The organism is Catenibacterium sp. UBA627 (assembly GCF_002299355.1).
Lineage (GTDB): Bacteria > Bacillota_I > Bacilli_A > Erysipelotrichales > Coprobacillaceae > Catenibacterium > Catenibacterium mitsuoka.
The window spans coordinates 1-17897 of sequence record NZ_DBPF01000152.1; the positions used below are offsets into that span (position 1 = coordinate 1).

The 17897-nt window shown below is 33.6% G+C and carries 20 protein-coding genes; 17 read left to right on the forward strand and 3 right to left on the reverse strand.

The window, feature by feature from the left end; genetic code table 11:
• Positions 1-68 precede the first annotated feature (68 nt).
• Positions 69-551 carry a helix-turn-helix domain-containing protein gene (locus tag B2S90_RS10195; RefSeq protein ID WP_286697006.1) on the reverse strand — a complete coding sequence of 161 codons (483 nt, stop codon included), beginning with the start codon at positions 549-551 and terminating at the stop codon, positions 69-71.
• A gap of 207 nt (positions 552-758) precedes the next feature.
• Between B2S90_RS10195 and B2S90_RS10200 the strand changes: the two genes are divergently transcribed.
• From B2S90_RS10200 to B2S90_RS10245, 10 genes are all read left to right on the forward strand, one after another.
• On the forward strand, positions 759-1349 hold the full coding sequence (locus B2S90_RS10200) for a rubredoxin-like domain-containing protein (RefSeq protein ID WP_279079261.1): 591 nt from the start codon (positions 759-761) through the stop codon (positions 1347-1349).
• Between the two features lie 394 nt (positions 1350-1743).
• Positions 1744-1896 carry a hypothetical protein gene (locus B2S90_RS10205; RefSeq protein WP_278778675.1) on the forward strand — a complete coding sequence of 51 codons (153 nt, stop codon included), beginning with the start codon at positions 1744-1746 and terminating at the stop codon, positions 1894-1896.
• 239 nt (positions 1897-2135) lie between these two features.
• The gene (gene hflX, locus B2S90_RS10210; protein ID WP_286697007.1) at positions 2136-3344 is read left to right on the forward strand and encodes a GTPase HflX; all 1209 of its coding nucleotides are present in this window, start codon (positions 2136-2138) and stop codon (positions 3342-3344) included.
• 132 nt (positions 3345-3476) lie between these two features.
• A complete protein-coding gene (locus tag B2S90_RS10215) occupies positions 3477-4889 on the forward strand; it encodes a glycoside hydrolase family 1 protein (RefSeq protein WP_055233450.1) in 1413 nt (470 codons plus the stop codon).
• Between the two features lie 137 nt (positions 4890-5026).
• Entirely contained in the window at positions 5027-6337 is a 1311-nt protein-coding gene (gene rsxC / locus B2S90_RS10220) for an electron transport complex subunit RsxC (protein ID WP_286697008.1), read from the forward strand.
• Positions 6338-6346: 9 nt separating this feature from the next.
• On the forward strand, positions 6347-7276 hold the full coding sequence (locus tag B2S90_RS10225; protein ID WP_055233452.1) for an RnfABCDGE type electron transport complex subunit D: 930 nt from the start codon (positions 6347-6349) through the stop codon (positions 7274-7276).
• Entirely contained in the window at positions 7273-7893 is a 621-nt protein-coding gene (locus B2S90_RS10230) for an RnfABCDGE type electron transport complex subunit G (protein WP_286697009.1), read from the forward strand. Before B2S90_RS10225 ends, B2S90_RS10230 begins: the two co-directional genes overlap by 4 nt.
• Positions 7886-8581 (forward strand): electron transport complex subunit RsxE, encoded by a 696-nt coding sequence (gene rsxE, locus B2S90_RS10235; protein WP_055233453.1) that lies wholly within the window; start codon positions 7886-7888, stop codon positions 8579-8581. The genes B2S90_RS10230 and rsxE overlap by 8 nt, the downstream gene beginning before the upstream one ends.
• The gene (locus B2S90_RS10240; RefSeq protein WP_279079275.1) at positions 8581-9153 is read left to right on the forward strand and encodes an electron transport complex protein RnfA; all 573 of its coding nucleotides are present in this window, start codon (positions 8581-8583) and stop codon (positions 9151-9153) included. Before rsxE ends, B2S90_RS10240 begins: the two co-directional genes overlap by 1 nt.
• A 15-nt stretch (positions 9154-9168) precedes the next feature.
• On the forward strand, positions 9169-9954 hold the full coding sequence (locus B2S90_RS10245) for an RnfABCDGE type electron transport complex subunit B (RefSeq protein ID WP_286697010.1): 786 nt from the start codon (positions 9169-9171) through the stop codon (positions 9952-9954).
• Positions 9955-9977: 23 nt separating this feature from the next.
• Here the strand turns inward: B2S90_RS10245 and B2S90_RS10250 are convergent, their stop codons facing one another.
• Entirely contained in the window at positions 9978-10946 is a 969-nt protein-coding gene (locus B2S90_RS10250) for an FAD:protein FMN transferase (RefSeq protein WP_278778664.1), read from the reverse strand.
• 37 nt (positions 10947-10983) lie between these two features.
• On the opposite strand from B2S90_RS10250, the gene B2S90_RS10255 reads away from it, so the two are divergent.
• The 5 genes from B2S90_RS10255 to B2S90_RS10275 all read left to right on the forward strand — a co-directional run bounded on the left by B2S90_RS10255 (position 10984) and on the right by B2S90_RS10275 (position 14713).
• Complete coding sequence (locus B2S90_RS10255; protein WP_286697011.1) at positions 10984-11337, forward strand: NusG domain II-containing protein; 354 nt, start codon at positions 10984-10986, stop codon at positions 11335-11337.
• On the forward strand, positions 11306-11842 hold the full coding sequence (locus B2S90_RS10260) for a Gx transporter family protein (protein ID WP_286697012.1): 537 nt from the start codon (positions 11306-11308) through the stop codon (positions 11840-11842). Before B2S90_RS10255 ends, B2S90_RS10260 begins: the two co-directional genes overlap by 32 nt.
• A 29-nt stretch (positions 11843-11871) precedes the next feature.
• Complete coding sequence (locus B2S90_RS10265) at positions 11872-13230, forward strand: sodium-dependent transporter (RefSeq protein WP_278778661.1); 1359 nt, start codon at positions 11872-11874, stop codon at positions 13228-13230.
• Positions 13231-13307: 77 nt separating this feature from the next.
• Positions 13308-14225, forward strand: coding sequence for a toprim domain-containing protein (locus tag B2S90_RS10270; RefSeq protein WP_278861280.1), 918 nt, complete (start codon positions 13308-13310; stop codon positions 14223-14225).
• 14 nt (positions 14226-14239) lie between these two features.
• Entirely contained in the window at positions 14240-14713 is a 474-nt protein-coding gene (locus B2S90_RS10275; RefSeq protein WP_055289541.1) for an LURP-one-related/scramblase family protein, read from the forward strand.
• A 24-nt stretch (positions 14714-14737) separates the two neighbouring features.
• On the opposite strand, the gene B2S90_RS10280 is transcribed toward B2S90_RS10275, so the two are convergent.
• Positions 14738-16198, reverse strand: coding sequence for a C69 family dipeptidase (locus B2S90_RS10280; RefSeq protein ID WP_278861282.1), 1461 nt, complete (start codon positions 16196-16198; stop codon positions 14738-14740).
• Between the two features lie 114 nt (positions 16199-16312).
• Here B2S90_RS10280 and B2S90_RS10285 point away from each other — a divergent pair, with 114 nt between their 5' ends.
• Together B2S90_RS10285 and B2S90_RS10290 are read left to right on the forward strand one after the other, a co-directional pair.
• A complete protein-coding gene (locus tag B2S90_RS10285; protein ID WP_147556482.1) occupies positions 16313-16765 on the forward strand; it encodes an RNA polymerase sigma factor in 453 nt (150 codons plus the stop codon).
• Positions 16758-17873, forward strand: a complete 1116-nt coding sequence (locus tag B2S90_RS10290; RefSeq protein ID WP_278780787.1) for a hypothetical protein — start codon at positions 16758-16760, stop codon at positions 17871-17873. The genes B2S90_RS10285 and B2S90_RS10290 overlap by 8 nt, the downstream gene beginning before the upstream one ends.
• The last annotated feature ends 24 nt before the right edge of the window (positions 17874-17897 follow it).

The window sequence follows — 17897 nt, forward strand, 5'->3', positions numbered from 1 at the left end:
GATGATGCATCCATCTGTATCATATCACCCTCATACTTTGATCTAGGACGTCTTGGATGTGCATCCTGTTAATCAAGTATATTGATTGATTCCTTTATCTCATTCCTAACCTTTTCAGAAGCAGTGTCATTCATTCTGTCCTTAAGTTTTTTCTTCAATGCTTTCTTTGTTTTTCTTCTGGCCTTTGGAGAGAGCACATCCTCAGCTCTCATCCAGCTGTTGAGAGTAGTATCACTTATCTTTATACCGAAGTCACTTTCTACAATTTCACAGAAGTGAGTGAAGTTTGCATCAGAGAAATCATTGATATAAAGGGAGATGATCTTATTCTTCATGTCCAAAGGAACTGCAGAAGCAGGCAGTCTTCCACGGTTGCCATGCACGAAACCCTTCTTTCCCTGTTCCTTATATTTAATGATAAGTCTATTGATAGTTCTTACAGTACAGCCAAGTCTAGTAGCTGCTCTCTTCTTATTTCCATTTGTTTCTACAAGTTTCTTGATTATTTCATACTTATTCTGCTCATTCATTCTCAATTCAACCTTTCTCATAATAACCTCCCTCGGAGGCTATAGTTTAACACGGCAAGTTGATAATGTCCCAATTGGGACATTATCAACTTGGATACATTGAGACATTATCACATTGGAATCAGATTTTGTTTACAATGAAAAGTCAAATCCATTGACATTATAGAATTATATGTTATACTTAAATAGTAATCATTCCTAATAAGGAATTAAAAAGGAGAAAAGAATATGGCAAAATTTAGATGTAAAGTGTGTGGATATGTTTATGAAGGAGATGCAGCACCAGCTGAATGCCCAGTATGTCATGTAAGCGGTGATCAGTTTGAAGAAGTAAAAGGTGAAATGAAATTAGCTGCTGAACATGAATATGGTATTTATGCTAAGACTGTAAAAAATAATCCTGATATCAGTGATGAAGATAAAAAATATATCTTTAATCAGTTAAAAGCAAACTTTGAAGGTGAATGTTCAGAAGTTGGTATGTACTTATGTATGGCTAGAATCGCACATAGAGAAGGTTATCCTGAAATTGGTTTATATTGGGAAAAAGCAGCTTATGAAGAAGCAGAACATGCTGCTAAGTTTGCTGAAATGTTAGGTGAAGACTTAGAACCAAATATGAAAGCAACTACTAAGGATAACTTAGCTTGGCGTGTAGACTGTGAATTTGGTGCAACTGCAGGTAAAGTTGAACTTGCTACATGTGCTAAAAAGAACAACTTAGATGCAATTCATGATACAGTTCATGAAATGGCAAGAGATGAAGCAAGACATGGTAAGGCATTAAAAGGTTTATTAGATAGATATTTTGGAGAATAATTGAATCAAAAAGAGTTCAAAGACATCAACTTAAGGATTTAAACATCCACAAAATTGGTGTCTTTTTTTGTCAATGTAAATTATAACTGTTTAATGAATAATTGTTTTAAGTTATCTAAAGTGATTTTCATACAGAAGGGGTTTATAAAAAAATCCGGCTGAAGTAAATAAGAAAATGCAAGACTCTTATTCTTCAAAATATGATGTATCGATTCATTCTATACTTTGTTCAAGTGGAAATCTAGGTATTGTGTATGATATCAAAGATAATGGAATCACAACAGATATTCAGTATATGTTATTGTATTCTCTAGATAATCACTAACTAGAGACAATTGCATGTCGTTCTGATACAAGTGTAGAAAAAACTGATTTCTATTTATGGTCCATTGTTTTGTTGAGAACTCTATCAGAAGAAGATCATTCTTCAACAGAATGGCTTTCATTACTTGCGGATTCAATGGATGGTCCTAATCAGGTAGGTGATTATTATTACAGACTTGATATGGGTGATGAAAACTATATGTTTGTAGTATTACCTAAATAATTAAATGAGAGGGAGCAGAAATCCTCCTTTGTAATATAGAACCAGAAGTTAATCATTATAACTTGAGATATCCATAAGGTAAGCTTGTAAACAACCATTGATAGCTATGACTATTAATATATCGTTCTTCTCCTCACTAAATAAATATACTGACGGTTTATAAACATTAAAAGAATTCTTTTCTAAAACTCATGTTATAATGAGTAAAAGTTTAAAGAAAGGAATTCTTCTTTTATTATATGAATAAAGCTATATTAGTTATAACATCGGACAATCCCTTCTACGTAGATGAACTCAAATCATTATGTATTGCATGTGATATTGAAGTAGAAGATGTTGTTACTCAGAAATTAGAAAAAATTAATCCTGCCACGTATATTGGTAAAGGTAAAATAGAAGAAATCAGATTAAGATTAGATGGAGAAATGGTTATCTTTGATGATGAACTATCTCCATTACAGGTAAAGAACCTTACTGACCAATTACAAACAGAAGTAACAGATCGTACAGATTTAATTCTTCGTATATTTGAACAGCGTGCACAGACAAAAGAAGCAAAATTACAGGTAGAAATAGCCAGAGACCAATATTTATTACCAAGACTTGCAGGAATGCAGGAACATATGTCACATCAGCAAGGTGGTTCTGGGTTTAGAGGATCTGGTGAAAAACAGATTGAGTTAGATCGTCGTATTATCTCTATAAAGTTGTCCCGTTCTAGAAAAGAACTCGCACAGATTGTAAAACAAAGACAAACACAAAGAGAAAGACGTAAACGTAATAATGTCCCTGTAATTGCCTTAGTAGGTTATACAAATAGTGGGAAGTCTACTTTACTCAATACCTTATGTCAAAATAAAGAGAAAAAAGTATTTGAGAAGGATATGTTGTTTGCAACATTACAGACTTCTACTAGAAATATAAAGATTAAGAATCATACATGTTTGCTTACTGATACAGTTGGTTTTATTGAACGTTTACCACACAATCTGATTCAGGCATTTCGTTCCACTTTAGAAGAAGTGAAAGAAGCAGATTTATTACTCCATGTTGTTGATTCAAGTTTTGAAGATTATCAATTACAGGTTGATACAACCAATAAGGTATTAGAAGAATTAGGTGTTGAAAATACACCTATGATCTATGTGTACAACAAGGTCGATTTAAATAAGTATGGTTATGTACATCCTGTAACTCCTTATGTTTTTATATCTGCGAAGGAAAAGATTGGTTTAGATTTGTTAGAAGATGAAATAAGTCATATCCTCTTTAAGGATTATGAAACTTTCCAATTAGGTATTCCTTATGATAAGGGGGAAGATTTCAAATATCTCTATGAGCATACCTATGTGGAACAGATTGACTATCGTGATGATTATATCTATCTTCAGATAGAAGCCAAAAGACAGGATATTAAAAACTATCTCAAGTATCTTCTTTTGAATTAATGAAACGGAGTTTCATTAATTGTCCTCTTTTTACATCTTTTATGAAACGTCATAATAATCAACCTTGAAACAGTTTACATATATGAGGTGTGATTGATAAAATGAGTTCATAAGATAAAGGAGACACATAAAATGGAAAGAAAAATGCCAAAAGATTTTTACTGGGGTGGTTCAGTATCATCATTCCAGACTGAAGGACACAGAAACGAAGGTGGAAAGGGTGTTTGTATCTATGACGTAAGACCTATGAACCCTGAATTCTCTGACTGGAATGATGCAATTGATGAATACACTCGTTATGATGAAGATATTGCTTTAATGAAAGGTATGGGATTCAACTTCTATCGTTTCTCAATCTGCTGGAGCCGTATCATTCCTAATGGTACATTAGATGAACCAGTAAACGAAGAAGGTGTAAAGTTCTACAGTGATTTAATTGATAAGCTACTTGCTGCAGGCATTGAACCAATGATCACTTTAGTACATTTCGATATGCCTTATCATCTTGTAAAGAACTACAATGGTTTTGCTTCAAGATATGTTGTAGACTGTTTTGAAAGATATGCAAAAGTTTGTATTGAAAGATTCGGTGATAGAGTGAAACATTGGATGTCATTCAATGAACAGAACCTTCATTCAATGATGTTAAGAGTTTCTAACGCTGAAGAAATTCCTGAAGGTGTAAGTCTTCCTAAACATTTATACCAGGTAAATCACAATGTTATGATGGCTCATTGTAAAGCAGTACGTGCTTTAAGAGAAATGCAGCCAGATGCTAAGTTCTGTGGTATGGGTGCAATCACTAATATTTATGCATATGACAACAGCCCGGAAAATAATTTATTCGCAACTCAGGCTTATAATTTATTAAATGGTTATCTTGTTGATACATTTGCTCAGGGTAAATATCCTGATTACTGGAATGCTTACTTAGAAAATCGTGGATGGATGCCTACATTTGAAGAAGGCGATGAAGAACTATTAAAATATACTGTAGACTATATCGCATTCTCTTATTATCGTTCTAATACAGTGAAGACTGGTGTCTTTGATTATGAAAGACCAGCTTGTGACTGTGTGAATGAACAGCAGATCCAGAATCCTCATTGTGAAGCCAATGAATGGCATTGGGAAATCGATCCAGTTGGATTTAGATGGACTTTAAATGATTTACATCATAGAACAGGTTTACCAGTATTCGTACTTGAAAACGGTATTGGATGGCGTGAAGATATGACTCAGGAAGAAGTAGATAAAATGCTTGCTGAAGGTCGTACAATCGAAGATGATTATCGTATCAACTATCATAGAGACCATATCCGTGAAATGGAAAACGCAATGTTTGAAGATGGTGTAGACTGCTTAGGTTATATTACTTGGGGACCAATTGATATCCTAGCTAGTATGTGTAATATGGATAAGCGTTATGGATTTGTTTATGTTAATAGAACAAATAAAGATTTAAGAGATATGAAACGTATTCCAAAGAAATCTTATAATTATATCAAGAAAGTATTTGAATCTAACGGTGCTGATTTAGACTAATACTTGCTTCGACCATGCTTAATGCATGGTCTTTTTTTATGTGAATTTATAAACGTTTAGTGAATAAATTAACTTAATGTAAAGGCTTTCATTTTTTCTCATATCGTCCTAAAATAGTATTAAAGGAGATTTGAAATATGATTACTTTTAGAGGTGGCGTTCATCCCTATGATGGAAAAGAATATACGAAAGATAAACAAATAGAAAAATTAGAAGCCAGCCAGGAGGTTGTTTTTTTAATGAAACAGCATATTGGTGCACCAAGTATTCCTGTAGTAAAGGTTAAAGATGAAGTACATGTAGGTACATTGATTGCTCAGGCGGGTGGTTATGTTTCCGCAAATATTATTTCTTCTGTGTCAGGAATAGTGAAACGTATTGAAAAAAGACAGGATGCATCAGGTCATTATCAGGATGCAGTCGTTATAGAAAATGATGGAAATTATACATCGGATTATGAGGCACATGAAAATAATATTGATACACTTACTTTTGAAGAAAAGATAGAAAAAGTAAAAAATGCAGGTGTAGTTGGCCTAGGTGGGGCAGGGTTTCCAACACATGTGAAGCTCAATGTAAGAGAACCAGAAAAAATAGAATATGTTATTGTGAATGGAGCTGAGTGTGAGCCTTATCTTACATCTGACTATCGTTTGATGCTTGAAAGATCTAAAGAACTGATTGAAGGATTAAAGATCATGTTAACTCTTTATCCTCATGCTGTAGGCTATATTGGAATCGAAGATAATAAGAAAGAAGCGATTCATACATTAGAAAAACTATGCGCACATGAAGAAAGAATAAGCGTTAAAGTATTGAAGACCAAATATCCACAGGGTGGAGAAAGAATGTTGATAGAAGCATTGACTGGAAGAAGACTCAATTCAAAGATGCTTCCTCTTGATGTGGGTTGTATTGTAGATAATGTGGCCACAGTTCTTGCGCTTAGAGATGCGATTAAATATGATCGTCCTTTAATTTCTACAGTCATGACTCTTACAGGAGATGGAGTAAATATACCTTGTAATGTAGAGGTTCCTGTAGGAACTGATTTCCAGTTTATTGTTGAATCACGTGGTGGTTTGAAAGAGAATGTAGAGAAAATCATCAGTGGAGGTCCAATGATGGGTAGTTCACTTATTTCTCTTCATATTCCTGCCGTAAAGACAAGCAGTTCTATTCTTGCTTTTACTCATGATGAAGTGGCATTAAATACGCCTACTGCTTGTATTAGATGTGGACGCTGTATAGATGCCTGTCCAGGTCATCTTATTCCTCAAAAGCTTTATCAGGCTTCTTTGAAGAATGATATCAATACATTCATACAACTGAATGGTATGGAATGTATAGAATGTGGATGCTGCAGTTATGTATGTCCTGCAAAAAGAAATATGACGCAGGCTATTAGAAAATGTAAGTCAACTGTTGCATCTCTTAAAAGAAAGTAGGGGAATGTTATGAATAAACTATTACATACATCATCATCACCTCATGTACGTGATCAAACAGATACAACACGTATTATGATTGATGTCATTATCGCATTGATGCCTGCAACACTTTATGGTATTTATCAATTTAAGTTAAATGCAGCACTTATAGTCGTTGTATCAGTACTTAGTTGTGTATTATCTGAATATCTATTTGAATACTTTATGAAGAAGCCTATTACAATCAAGGATTGTTCTGCGATTGTAACAGGACTCATTCTTGCATTAAATCTTCCATCCACTGTTCCTTTATGGATACCAATCATTGGTGCTCTATTTGCGATTATAATCGTAAAACAGTTATATGGTGGACTAGGACAGAATTTTATGAATCCTGCCTTGGCAGCACGCTGTTTCTTGCTTATTTCATTTACTGGTCGAATGACAAATTTCGTCTTTGATGGTGTCACTACTGCAACGCCACTCGCAATTCTTGAAACGAGATCTCATTATGACTTGTTCCGTTTATTTATCGGTACAACAGCAGGGACTATTGGTGAAACATCCACTCTGATGATTTTACTAGGTGGCGCTTATATGTTAGTAAAGAGAGTCATTAAACCAACTATACCAGTGGCTTATCTTCTTTCTTTCTCACTCTTTACTCTTATTTTTTCACCATTCCGTTTTGATTTCTATTATCTCGCATGCCAGTTATGTGGTGGAGGCTTAATGCTTGGCTGCTTCTTTATGGCCACTGATTATGTGACAACACCTATTAATTTTGAAGGCCAGATTATTTTTGGTATTTTAATAGGAATACTCACTGGTTTATTTAGATTCTTTGGGACAACCACAGAAGGTGTTTCTTATGCGATTATTCTAGGAAATCTTGTTGTACCTCTTATTGAGAAATATACACTTCTCTATAAAACAAAGAAGGCGGTGGTATCATGAATATAAAGAGAATCGTCAAGGATACATGCATCTTATTTATCATTACTATTGTATCTGGATGTCTCCTTGGTTTTGTTTATAATTCTACAAAAGATAAAATAGCCGCAAAACAGGAAGAAACAAAGCTTCTTGCCTATAAGCAGGTTATGAGTGAAGCAGATGATTTCAAGGCAGATTACAGCAAACTCATTCAACAGAGTCCAAAGCTTCTTACAAAAGATTATGGTAAAAATGGTATTGAAATCACTAATGCTTTAGGGGCTTATAAAGATAATAAACTACAAGGCTATGTTATCCAGGTAACTGATAAAGATGGCTTTGGTGGTGAAATAGAACTTATTATTGGAATTGATTTAAATAAACAGATTAAAGGTGTAGAAATCTTATCTATTAATGAAACAGTGGGGCTTGGTATGAACGCGAAGAATGAATCTTTTAGATTACAATATTTGAATAAGAAGGTGGATTCATTTGTCATTACTAAAACAGGTAAAGAGAAAGATAATGAAATTGATTCTCTTTCTAGTGCCACTATCACTTCTAAAGCTGTCACAAATGGTGTCAATGGTGCGCTTGATTTCTATGATCTGTTGAAAGGTGATGGACAACATGAATAAATATATCAAGCCAGTCTATAATGGCATTATTAAAGAAAATCCTACATTTGTCTTAATGTTAGGTATGTGTCCAACTCTTGCTGTCACAACTTCAGCTATGAGTGGGATGGGTATGGGACTCACGACAATGGCTGTACTTATTATGAGTAACTTTGTGATTTCCGCATTACGTAAGATTATTCCTGAACGTGTTAGAATTCCAGCTTATATAGTCATCGTGGCAACTCTTGTGACAGTTGTACAGCTCCTATTACAGGCAAATCTTCCATCTTTATATGATACATTAGGTATTTATATTCCTCTTATTGTGGTTAACTGTATTATTCTAGGTCGTGCAGAAGCATTTGCATCTAAGAATAATCCTATTCTTTCTATATTAGATGGTGTAGGTATGGGTTTAGGATTTACTTTAGCCCTTACTTGTATTGGACTCGTGAGAGAACTTTTAGGTGCTGGTACTGCTTTTGGTTATACAATCATGCCAAAAGCCTATGAACCTATTTCTATTTTTATCATGGCTCCAGGGGCATTCTTTGTCTTATCTATGTTAACCGCGATACAAAATAAATTAAAACTACCAAGCGCAACCAACATTGAACATTCGTCTACACTAGAATGTGGCGGAGATTGCACACATTGTCATGGTATTACTTGCTTTGAAGAATACAAGAAGGAGGCGCAGAAATGATGAAAACATTACTTTTAACTTTAATTAGTGTCTCATTAGTCAATAATGTTGTTTTATCTCAATTCTTAGGCTTATGTCCATTCTTAGGTGTTTCTAAGAAAATAGAAACAGCAGCAGGTATGGGAGGTGCCGTAATATTCGTTATTACGATTGCCTCAGCTGTCACCTCACTTCTTTATCGATTATTAGTGAAATTCCATGTAGAATATCTAGAAACAATTGCGTTTATTCTTATTATTGCAGCACTTGTCCAATTAGTAGAATTATTCTTAAAGAAATATTCACAAGGGCTGTATCAGTCTCTAGGTGTTTATTTACCACTGATTACAACAAACTGTGCCGTACTTGGTGTGGCTTTGACGAATGTACAGAATCATTATAATTTCATCACAAGTGTTGTCGCTGGTTTTGGAACAGCTGCAGGCTTCACTATATCTATTATTATTCTTGCAGGAATTAGAGAAAGAATAGAAGATAATGATATTCCTCATAGCTTCAAAGGGTCTCCTATTGTATTGATTACTGCAGGTTTGATGGCCATTGCCTTTATTGGCTTTTCAGGCTTGATTTAAAGGGGGAGAATGAATATGAAGTCAATTATGATTGCGACTCTCCTTGTTGGTTTGATTGGACTATTTATTGGAATAGTTCTTGGTATTGCGAGTGAGAAGTTTAAGGTTGTTGTAGATGAAAAAGAGCAGAAAATCAGATCTATTCTTCCAGGTAATAACTGTGGTGCCTGTGGTTATCCAGGATGTGATGGTTTAGCTCATGCGATTGCAAAAGGAGAAGCACCTAGTAATCAATGCCCTGTAGGAGGCAATGAAGTAGGTGCAAAGATTGCTTCTATTCTAGGACAGGTTGCACAGGCAAGTACACGTTATACAGCCTTTGTGAAATGTAAAGGAACTTGTGATAAAGTCACACCTATATCTGATTATTCAGGTATTAAAGATTGTTTAAGTGCTGCATTAGTGCCAGGTAAAGGTGGTAAGATGTGTGTTTCAGGCTGTATTGGTTTAGGAAGTTGTGTGCAGGCTTGTGATTTTGATGCAATCCATATTGTAGATGGTGTAGCTGTTGTAGATAAGGAAAAATGTAAAGGATGTCAGAAATGTATGGAAGCATGTCCTAATCATCTGATTGAAATGGTACCTTATGATGCAATACATCGTGTTCAATGTAATTCTCATGATAAGGGACCAGTTGTCACTAAAAGCTGTCAATCAGGTTGTATTGGTTGTCGTTTATGTACAAAGGTATGTCCAAATGGAGCAATTACCGTCGATGATTTCTTAGCACATATAGATTATTCTAAGTGTACAAATTGTGGGGCATGTGTAGAAAAATGTTCTAGAAAAGTCATCCAATAAAAAAATCCCTTTATTGGGTTTTTTTAAGAGTGATTGAAGTTTTTTGTATAAGTGATTTGGTTATTTGTATCAATAAAGCATGCTTCTACATCGTCTAGTGACTCAATGAGTGCTTTGCCTTTTTCTAATCCAAGTGAGAAACATACAGTACTTAATGCATCACCCTGCATTGAAGAAGGGGATATAATAGTGACAGAAGCAAGTCCGTTATCATAACTATAACCCGTACGAGGGTTTAAAATATGATGATAAACATGATGGTAGAGTTTCATCTGTCTTTGATAAATACCACTTGTCACAACTGATTTATCTTCTATCTTAGTACTTATAATAGATTCATCTGTTTTTTGAGGATTGGTGATTCCAATACGATATCCTTCTGTCATCTTATCTCCGACACATAGGATATTACCGCCAAGATTAATCAAGGCATTATTGACTTTATGTTGGATTAAATACTCTTTGAGTTTATCTGCAATATATCCTTTTGCTATTGCACCTAAATCTATCATTGTATCAGGATTCTTATAGAGTATTCTTTTGTGATCACAGATAATATTTTGATAGTTGACTGTTTTAAGACTTTCTTTTAAGAGAGTTTCATTAGGTAAAGTTGCTTTATCACTCTTGAAATCCCACAAAGAACTAACAGCACCAATCGTAATATCAAAAGTGCCTTTTGATAACTCACTATAATAAAGTCCCTGTTTAATAACAGAGGCGAGTTCGTTAGAAATAGTTTGATATTGGGTCTTATTCTTATTATGATTAATTTGATAGAGTTCACTATTTGTGTTCGTTGTAGAGAAAAGTAGCTCATATTTCTTACATAAATCAAAGCACTTATTTAGAATCTTTTTTGAAGATGAATCATATAAAGTAATAGAGACAATGGTATCTAAACAGAACTCTTTCTGAGTAATGGGTTCATTATTAGGCTTACAGCCACTAAGTAAAGAAAAACATAGGATAAGTGAAAATATTCTATTCATAAAGCACCTCCTTATTCTATTATACAAGGAGTAAATAATGAAAAACAGAAAATATGATATTTATGTATTGGCTATTTTATTAATTATAGTTGCTGCTGGTTTTCTTCTTCGTCCTCAGTCTAAGAGTAATATGATTAAAATTACTTTAAACAAAGAAGTTTATGGCTATTATGATCTAAATAAAAATCAAACAATACATATTAATAAAGAGAATATATTAAAAATAGAAAATCATAAAATAAGAATGATTTCAGCCACCTGTCCAGATCATTTATGTATCAAGCAGGGGACAATTAATAAAAAGGGGCAGAGTATCATCTGTCTTCCTCATAAACTCATTGTAGAGGTGGTGTCAGGAGATGAAAAACAACAAGATGATCAAGCATACTAAAGTCAGACAATTATGCTTTCTTGCAATATTCTGTACTATATCCATCATATTGAATTATATAGAAATGTTGTTTCCTATTTATTTGGGAATCCCTGGCGCAAAACTTGGCTTAGCTAATATTGTGTCTTTGACAATTCTTTTATGCTTTGGATTTAAATATGCATTGGGTGTCGCATTGCTTCGTATCTTTATTATAGGAATCACATTCACAAATCCTTATATGATGCTTTATAGCTTAGTTGGAGGATTTCTTTCTATTAGTATTATGGCATCGATGGTAAAGACACATCTCTTCTCAAATATCGTTGTCTCTATAGTAGGAGGTGTATCTCATAATATAGGGCAGTTACTAGTTGCCTTTGTCTTCTTTTCTACCTCTGCCTTTATCTATTATCTTCCATATCTGATATTACTTGGGATTGTATCAGGTACGGTGGTAGGAATAATTGCACAAATTATATATATTAAAATAAAAAGGCATATTTTTTTGTATATGTTATTATAAGGCGGTATGTTTAAAAGAAGGGTGAAATTATGAAAGAACGTGAACAATTTAAATCAAGGATAGGCTTCCTGCTTCTTTCTGCAGGATGTGCTATTGGTATTGGAAATGTATGGAGATTCCCTTATGTTGTAGGACAAAATGGTGGAGGAATCTTTGTCTTCTTCTATTTGATTTTCTTGCTTCTTATTGGTGTTCCAATTCTAAGCATGGAATTCTCTGTCGGACGTGCAAGTGCAAAAAGTCCAGTTAAAGCTTATCAGGCTTTAGAAAAGCCAGGACAGAAATGGCATTTACATGGTTATATTGGATTATTAGGTAATTTCTGTTTAATGATTTACTATACTACAGTATCAGGATGGATGTTGAACTATTTCTATAAGTTCTTGACTGGTGGATTTACAGGAGTCAAAACATCTCAGGTTGCATCCGTTTTCCAGAATGTATTATCTAGTCCATCTCAGAATGTATTCTGGATGGTATTAGTTGTTGTTATTGGTATGTTAGTATGTTCAATGGGTTTACAGAACGGTGTAGAAAGAATTACAAAAGTCATGATGATTGGCTTACTTGTACTCATTGTAGTTCTTGCAGTACATGGTTTAACACTTGATAATGCGATGACAGGTGTTAAATTCTATTTATATCCAGACTTTAATAAAATCAAACATATTGGCTTATTAAATGTGATCGTAGCGGCAATGAACCAGTCTTTCTTTACTTTAAGTATCGGTATTGGTTCAATGGCAATATTCGGTAGTTATTTAAAGAAAGATAAAACTCTTTTAGGGGAAGCAGTGAATGTTGCGGTGTTGGATACATTTGTTGCTATTGTGGCAGGTCTTATTATCTTTCCAGCATGTTTCTCATTTGGAGTAAATCCTGACAGCGGTCCTAGTCTGATTTTTATTACTTTGCCTAATGTCTTTTTATCAATGACAGGAGGTAGAATCTGGGGTGCTCTATTCTTCATATTTATGGCTTTCGCATCATTATCTACAGTCATTGCAGTATTTGAAAACATTATTGCCTGTACAATGGAACTATGGAACATCACAAGAAAGAAATCAGTAATCATTAACTTGATTCTTATTACTGTATTCTCATTACCATGTGCCTTAGGATTTAATGTCCTTGACTTCTTGCAGCCTCTTGGCAGTGGTTCAACAATATTAGATCTAGAAGACTTTATCGTAAGTAATCTTCTCTTACCACTTGGTTCTCTTGTTTATTTATTATTCTGTACATCTCGCCTAGGGTGGGGATTCAAGAATTATCAAACAGAAGCCAATATGGGGGATGGTCCTAAGATTCATAACTGGATGCAGGGTTATCTTACAATTATATTACCTATTGCGGTCATATTCGTATTTATCAGCAGTTTGATGTGAACAGTGGATATTCCACTGTTTTTTTTGTGATTTCTCCTAAATTATATGGAATATATTATATAGAGGAGGATCACTTAATGAAAAAAAGTCGTATAGAACGTGTGAAGAAATATAGTATGCTTTCTCTTATAGAAGATTTAGGCTTTACTCTTGTTTATGAGAGTTCTAATTACTATCATCTTGAGGAACATGATTCATTAAAAATCAGAGTAAATATCAATAGATTCTATTGGTATTCAAAAGGATTTGGGGGAGACACGATTACGTTATGCCAGACATTGGGTTTAGAAAAGAGTCCAGAATTTCATTCTTTTATCTATACGATTCTTTATCTGGAAATGAGAATGTATAAGAATCCTCATCATGAATTTAAAAAGATTAAAAGACAAGAGAGAAAACTTGTTTTACCACGTAAAGACATTAATAATAAGAAGGTCTATTACTATTTATATGAAAGAGGCATTAGTCTCGATATTATTGATTACTTTATTAATCATGATTATCTCTATCAGGAATCAGTGCATCATAATCTTGTCTTTGTATCTTATAAAGGAAGTCAACCAGTATTCATAAGTAAAAGGGGAAGCGTGATAAATAATCGTTATATGCGTGAGCAGGCAGGGAATGATTATAACCATTGTTTTTATATATCGCATAACACGTCGCAGTTAATTGTGACTGAATCTATTATTGATATGATGTCTCTAATGACTTTAACTAACGATTTAAATAATTATGATTATCTATCATTGAATTCTGTCTCTCATTATCGTGCACTCTTTTATCATCTAGAACATCAACCAATAGAAAGAGTCCTATTAAGATTAGACAATGATCAAGCAGGAAGATGGGCAGTTCATACAATCGTTGATATTTTAAATAAGAACTATCCCTATATCAAAATAGATGTAGCCTATCCTTATAGGCATAAAGATTGGAATGATTATCTAGTTTATGGTATTAAAAATAAAGAAAATGATATAATTATATTCTAGAGAGGATGAAATATATGAAACTTATATTAAAACAAAAGATCTTTAGTTTGATGGATAGTTATGATATCTATGATGAATATGATCAGGTTGTCTATACAGTAAGCAGTCGTCTTTCATGGGGTCATAAATTAGATGTATATGACCCATCAGGTCATTGTCTAGCAACCATTAAAGAAGAAATATTGACATTCATGCCAAGATTTAGTATCTACATAGATGATCATTATATCGGTTCATTCCAGAAGAAACTCAGTTTCTTATTTCCTAAATATGTCCTAGAATTTAACGACTGGTCTATTGATGGAGATTTTATGAACTGGAATTACACTATAAGCGATTCTTATCATGAAATTGCGACTATATCAAAAGAACTATTTCATTTTACAGATGTCTATGTCATTGATGTACATAATAGCCAGGATGCACTATATGCATTACTTGTTGTACTTGCAATAGATGCTGAAAAGTGTTCAGCCTCAAATAACTAAAAAAAGAAGCCGAGGCTTCTTTTCTTATGCATCAGAACGGGCAAATTTATTCTTCATAGTAAAGCTTAATTCATCTAAGACAAGATGTAATGTTTTTGAAGTTTCCTTCTTCAACATATCAGCTGCCTTTTGATTGGCTTCATGTCTTAATTCTGTTTTTCTTGCTTCATCTGTTTCTTTTTCAATTAGTTCATCATATGTATGAATAATATGATGTGAATGAGACTGTACCACTCTTTGATAACGTTCAATATGGATGGCTGACTGTTTATCACATGCATCAGCCATAGCTCCTATAAGTCTATTGGCCCAATAGAAGTTATCAGTAGATACTTCAGCAGTTGTATTGCTGTAGTATTCAGGCACAGTATCAATATGAATATACAATGGAACAAGTGTATTAAATACATTTGAACCAAATGTAAACCATTCAATAGGTTCCTGTCCCTGTCTTACCTGTAATACAGATAAGAAGTCGTTTCTATTGATTCCTACAGGACGTAATGCACCTTTATTGGATAAATCTCCACGCGTAATATATGGATCATAAGGCGTATTCTGGAAATGAGTTGATAATGCGTATTTTACATCTTCAACAGTAATCTTTCTTTCAGGTACCATAGTCCAAGGAATATCATCAGAAAACGGTGTAAAGTCTGCATTTTCTCCATCCCATTTATAAGTACGTGGATTTAAATAACGTCTAATAAACCAATCACGTGGTGTGTTATAGACATGATCTGAATCATCATGTGAACCAAATGCATAGCGTGCATTAAATGAATCATCTAGATTTAAACATAAATGATTCTTTTCAATAAATTCCTTTAAATCATCACTACATAAATGATTTTCTTGAGCAGTAAAAGCATCCTTTAAATCAAATGTATCAATACCTAACTGGTTAGGCATTACAACATAAGCATCATCAGGTACTCTTCTTGCAATCCAATGATGACCACCAATAGTTTCTAACCACCAGATTTCATCATGATCAGAGAAGGCAATTCCGTTCATTTCATATGTTCCATACTTTTCTAGTAGTGAACCAAGTCTTAATACACCTTCTCTTGCACTATGAATATAAGGTAATACAAGATAGACAATATCTTCTTCACCAATACCGCCTGGTGTATTTGTTTCTTCATCATATTCTACAAGTGGATCAGCCCCTAATACACGAGGGTTAGAAGTAATTGTTTCTGTCGCTGTCATTGCGACTTCTGCTTCATTAATTCCACTTGCTGCCCAGATACCTTCACCTTTTAAGGCATTTGGCATTGCAGTATATCTCATTGGATTATCAGGTAATTGAATCTTTAAATGAGATAATACTGTTTCATATTCTCTTTTTTGTTGTTCTGGATGAATCACTGCAAGTTTCTTTGGTGTAAATCTTGTAGATTGTGAATCATCATTTCTTGCGATTAAGGTAGAACCATCATAAGATGCATTCTTACCTACTAGTAATGTCGTACATGGCATACATTCATTCCTCCTTGTAGGCTTTATTATAGACCCTAAAGTAAAATAATTCAGCACATATGTGCAACCAAATGGAGGAAATCATCGTATTAATAGTGAAGGGAGGGAAATATCATGACAATAGAAGATGTAATTGATACCTATGGGGATATGGTGACTCGCATTTGTATCATGAATTTGAGAAATAGTGATGATGCGAAAGACTGTTTTCAAGAAGTTTTCATCAAACTCTACAAGCATGGCAGGATAGAAGACCCTGATTATCTAAAACACTGGCTGATTCGTGTCACAATCAATACATGTAAGGATTATCGTCGTGTTTTCTATAAGAAGACAATTAATATAGAAGATTTGCTTATTCAAGATGAGAAGAAGGATTATGTATTACTTCCTGTGATATTAGATATGCCAACGCGTTATAAGAATGTACTTTATTTATATTATTATGAAGGATATAAAACAGATGAAATTTCAGAAATATTAAAGATGAATATCAATACAGTGAAATCAAGATTAAAAAGAGGAAGGGAGATACTAAAGAAGAAAGTTGGTGAGGATGATGAATAAATGGAAAGAATTTGATGATATTCATACGCCAGAAGATTGGAAGAAGATCACATATACACAAAAGAAAAAACATTATTCATTTTCTATGGTTTTAACGGCTGTTATTGTATGTATTTCTTTAATAACTGTCAGTGCATTTCATTCTGATATGTCAGAATGGCTGACAAATCACTTTTCTAAAGAGGACATTCATGCTGTTGAGAATGTGGCTTTTAAGGATATCAGCTGGGGGGAGGCCCCTTTTGGATATACATATACTAAGGATGATATAATAAAAAATATCTACCTTATGCATCATAATCAAATCAAACTACAAAAACCACGTACATATAAGGGTGTTTATAAGAAGCCATTCTCTTTTAAATATGTGCGTTACCACCATGATATTTTCTTGTATGATTTTTCAGGTTATGTAGAGTATGGTGTCAATCGTATATTCAATAATAATGTCTATTTATGTACAAAAAAGAATGATATCATTGCCTTGAATATGAAGACGGGAAACATTGAAGCAATAACCACTGATCATCGCTCTGTAAATCCATACCTATCACCTCATGGACGTTATTTACTTATTAATAAGCAGGATGAGTATTGGACAATCTATGATACAGTCAATAAGACAGAAAAAATTGTGCCTGATATATGTGGGTATGCTTTATCAAATGAACATTCATTTTATGGTGATGATTATATTATTACTTATGGTGATGATTATACGATTGTGATTGATTGTGCAACACAGAAGGTGGTTGAAAAATGGAATGGTATTACTGAATTTGCGTCTGCATTTGAATTAGTAGATAATACAATCATTAATCATGTCACTAGAAAGAGTTGTGAAATAAAGGAAGAAAATTATCGTATAAAAATTGCAAGTTCTACAAGTCAATATCTTCTTATCACAAATGAAAATGAAGATTCTTTCTATGATAAGCATGTCAATTATTATCTCTATGATATTCAAAAGAATAGCTATGTTCCATTATCTTTACCATTTAAAAATGGTGTTGATATTTCACTCTATGAATATGAAGGAGAAAACAAATTGATCATCTATGATGACAAACAAAGCTATTTAGTCAATCTTCAATCATTGTTCCAATAGAAAAGCGGGGGAGTTTTAATTAAA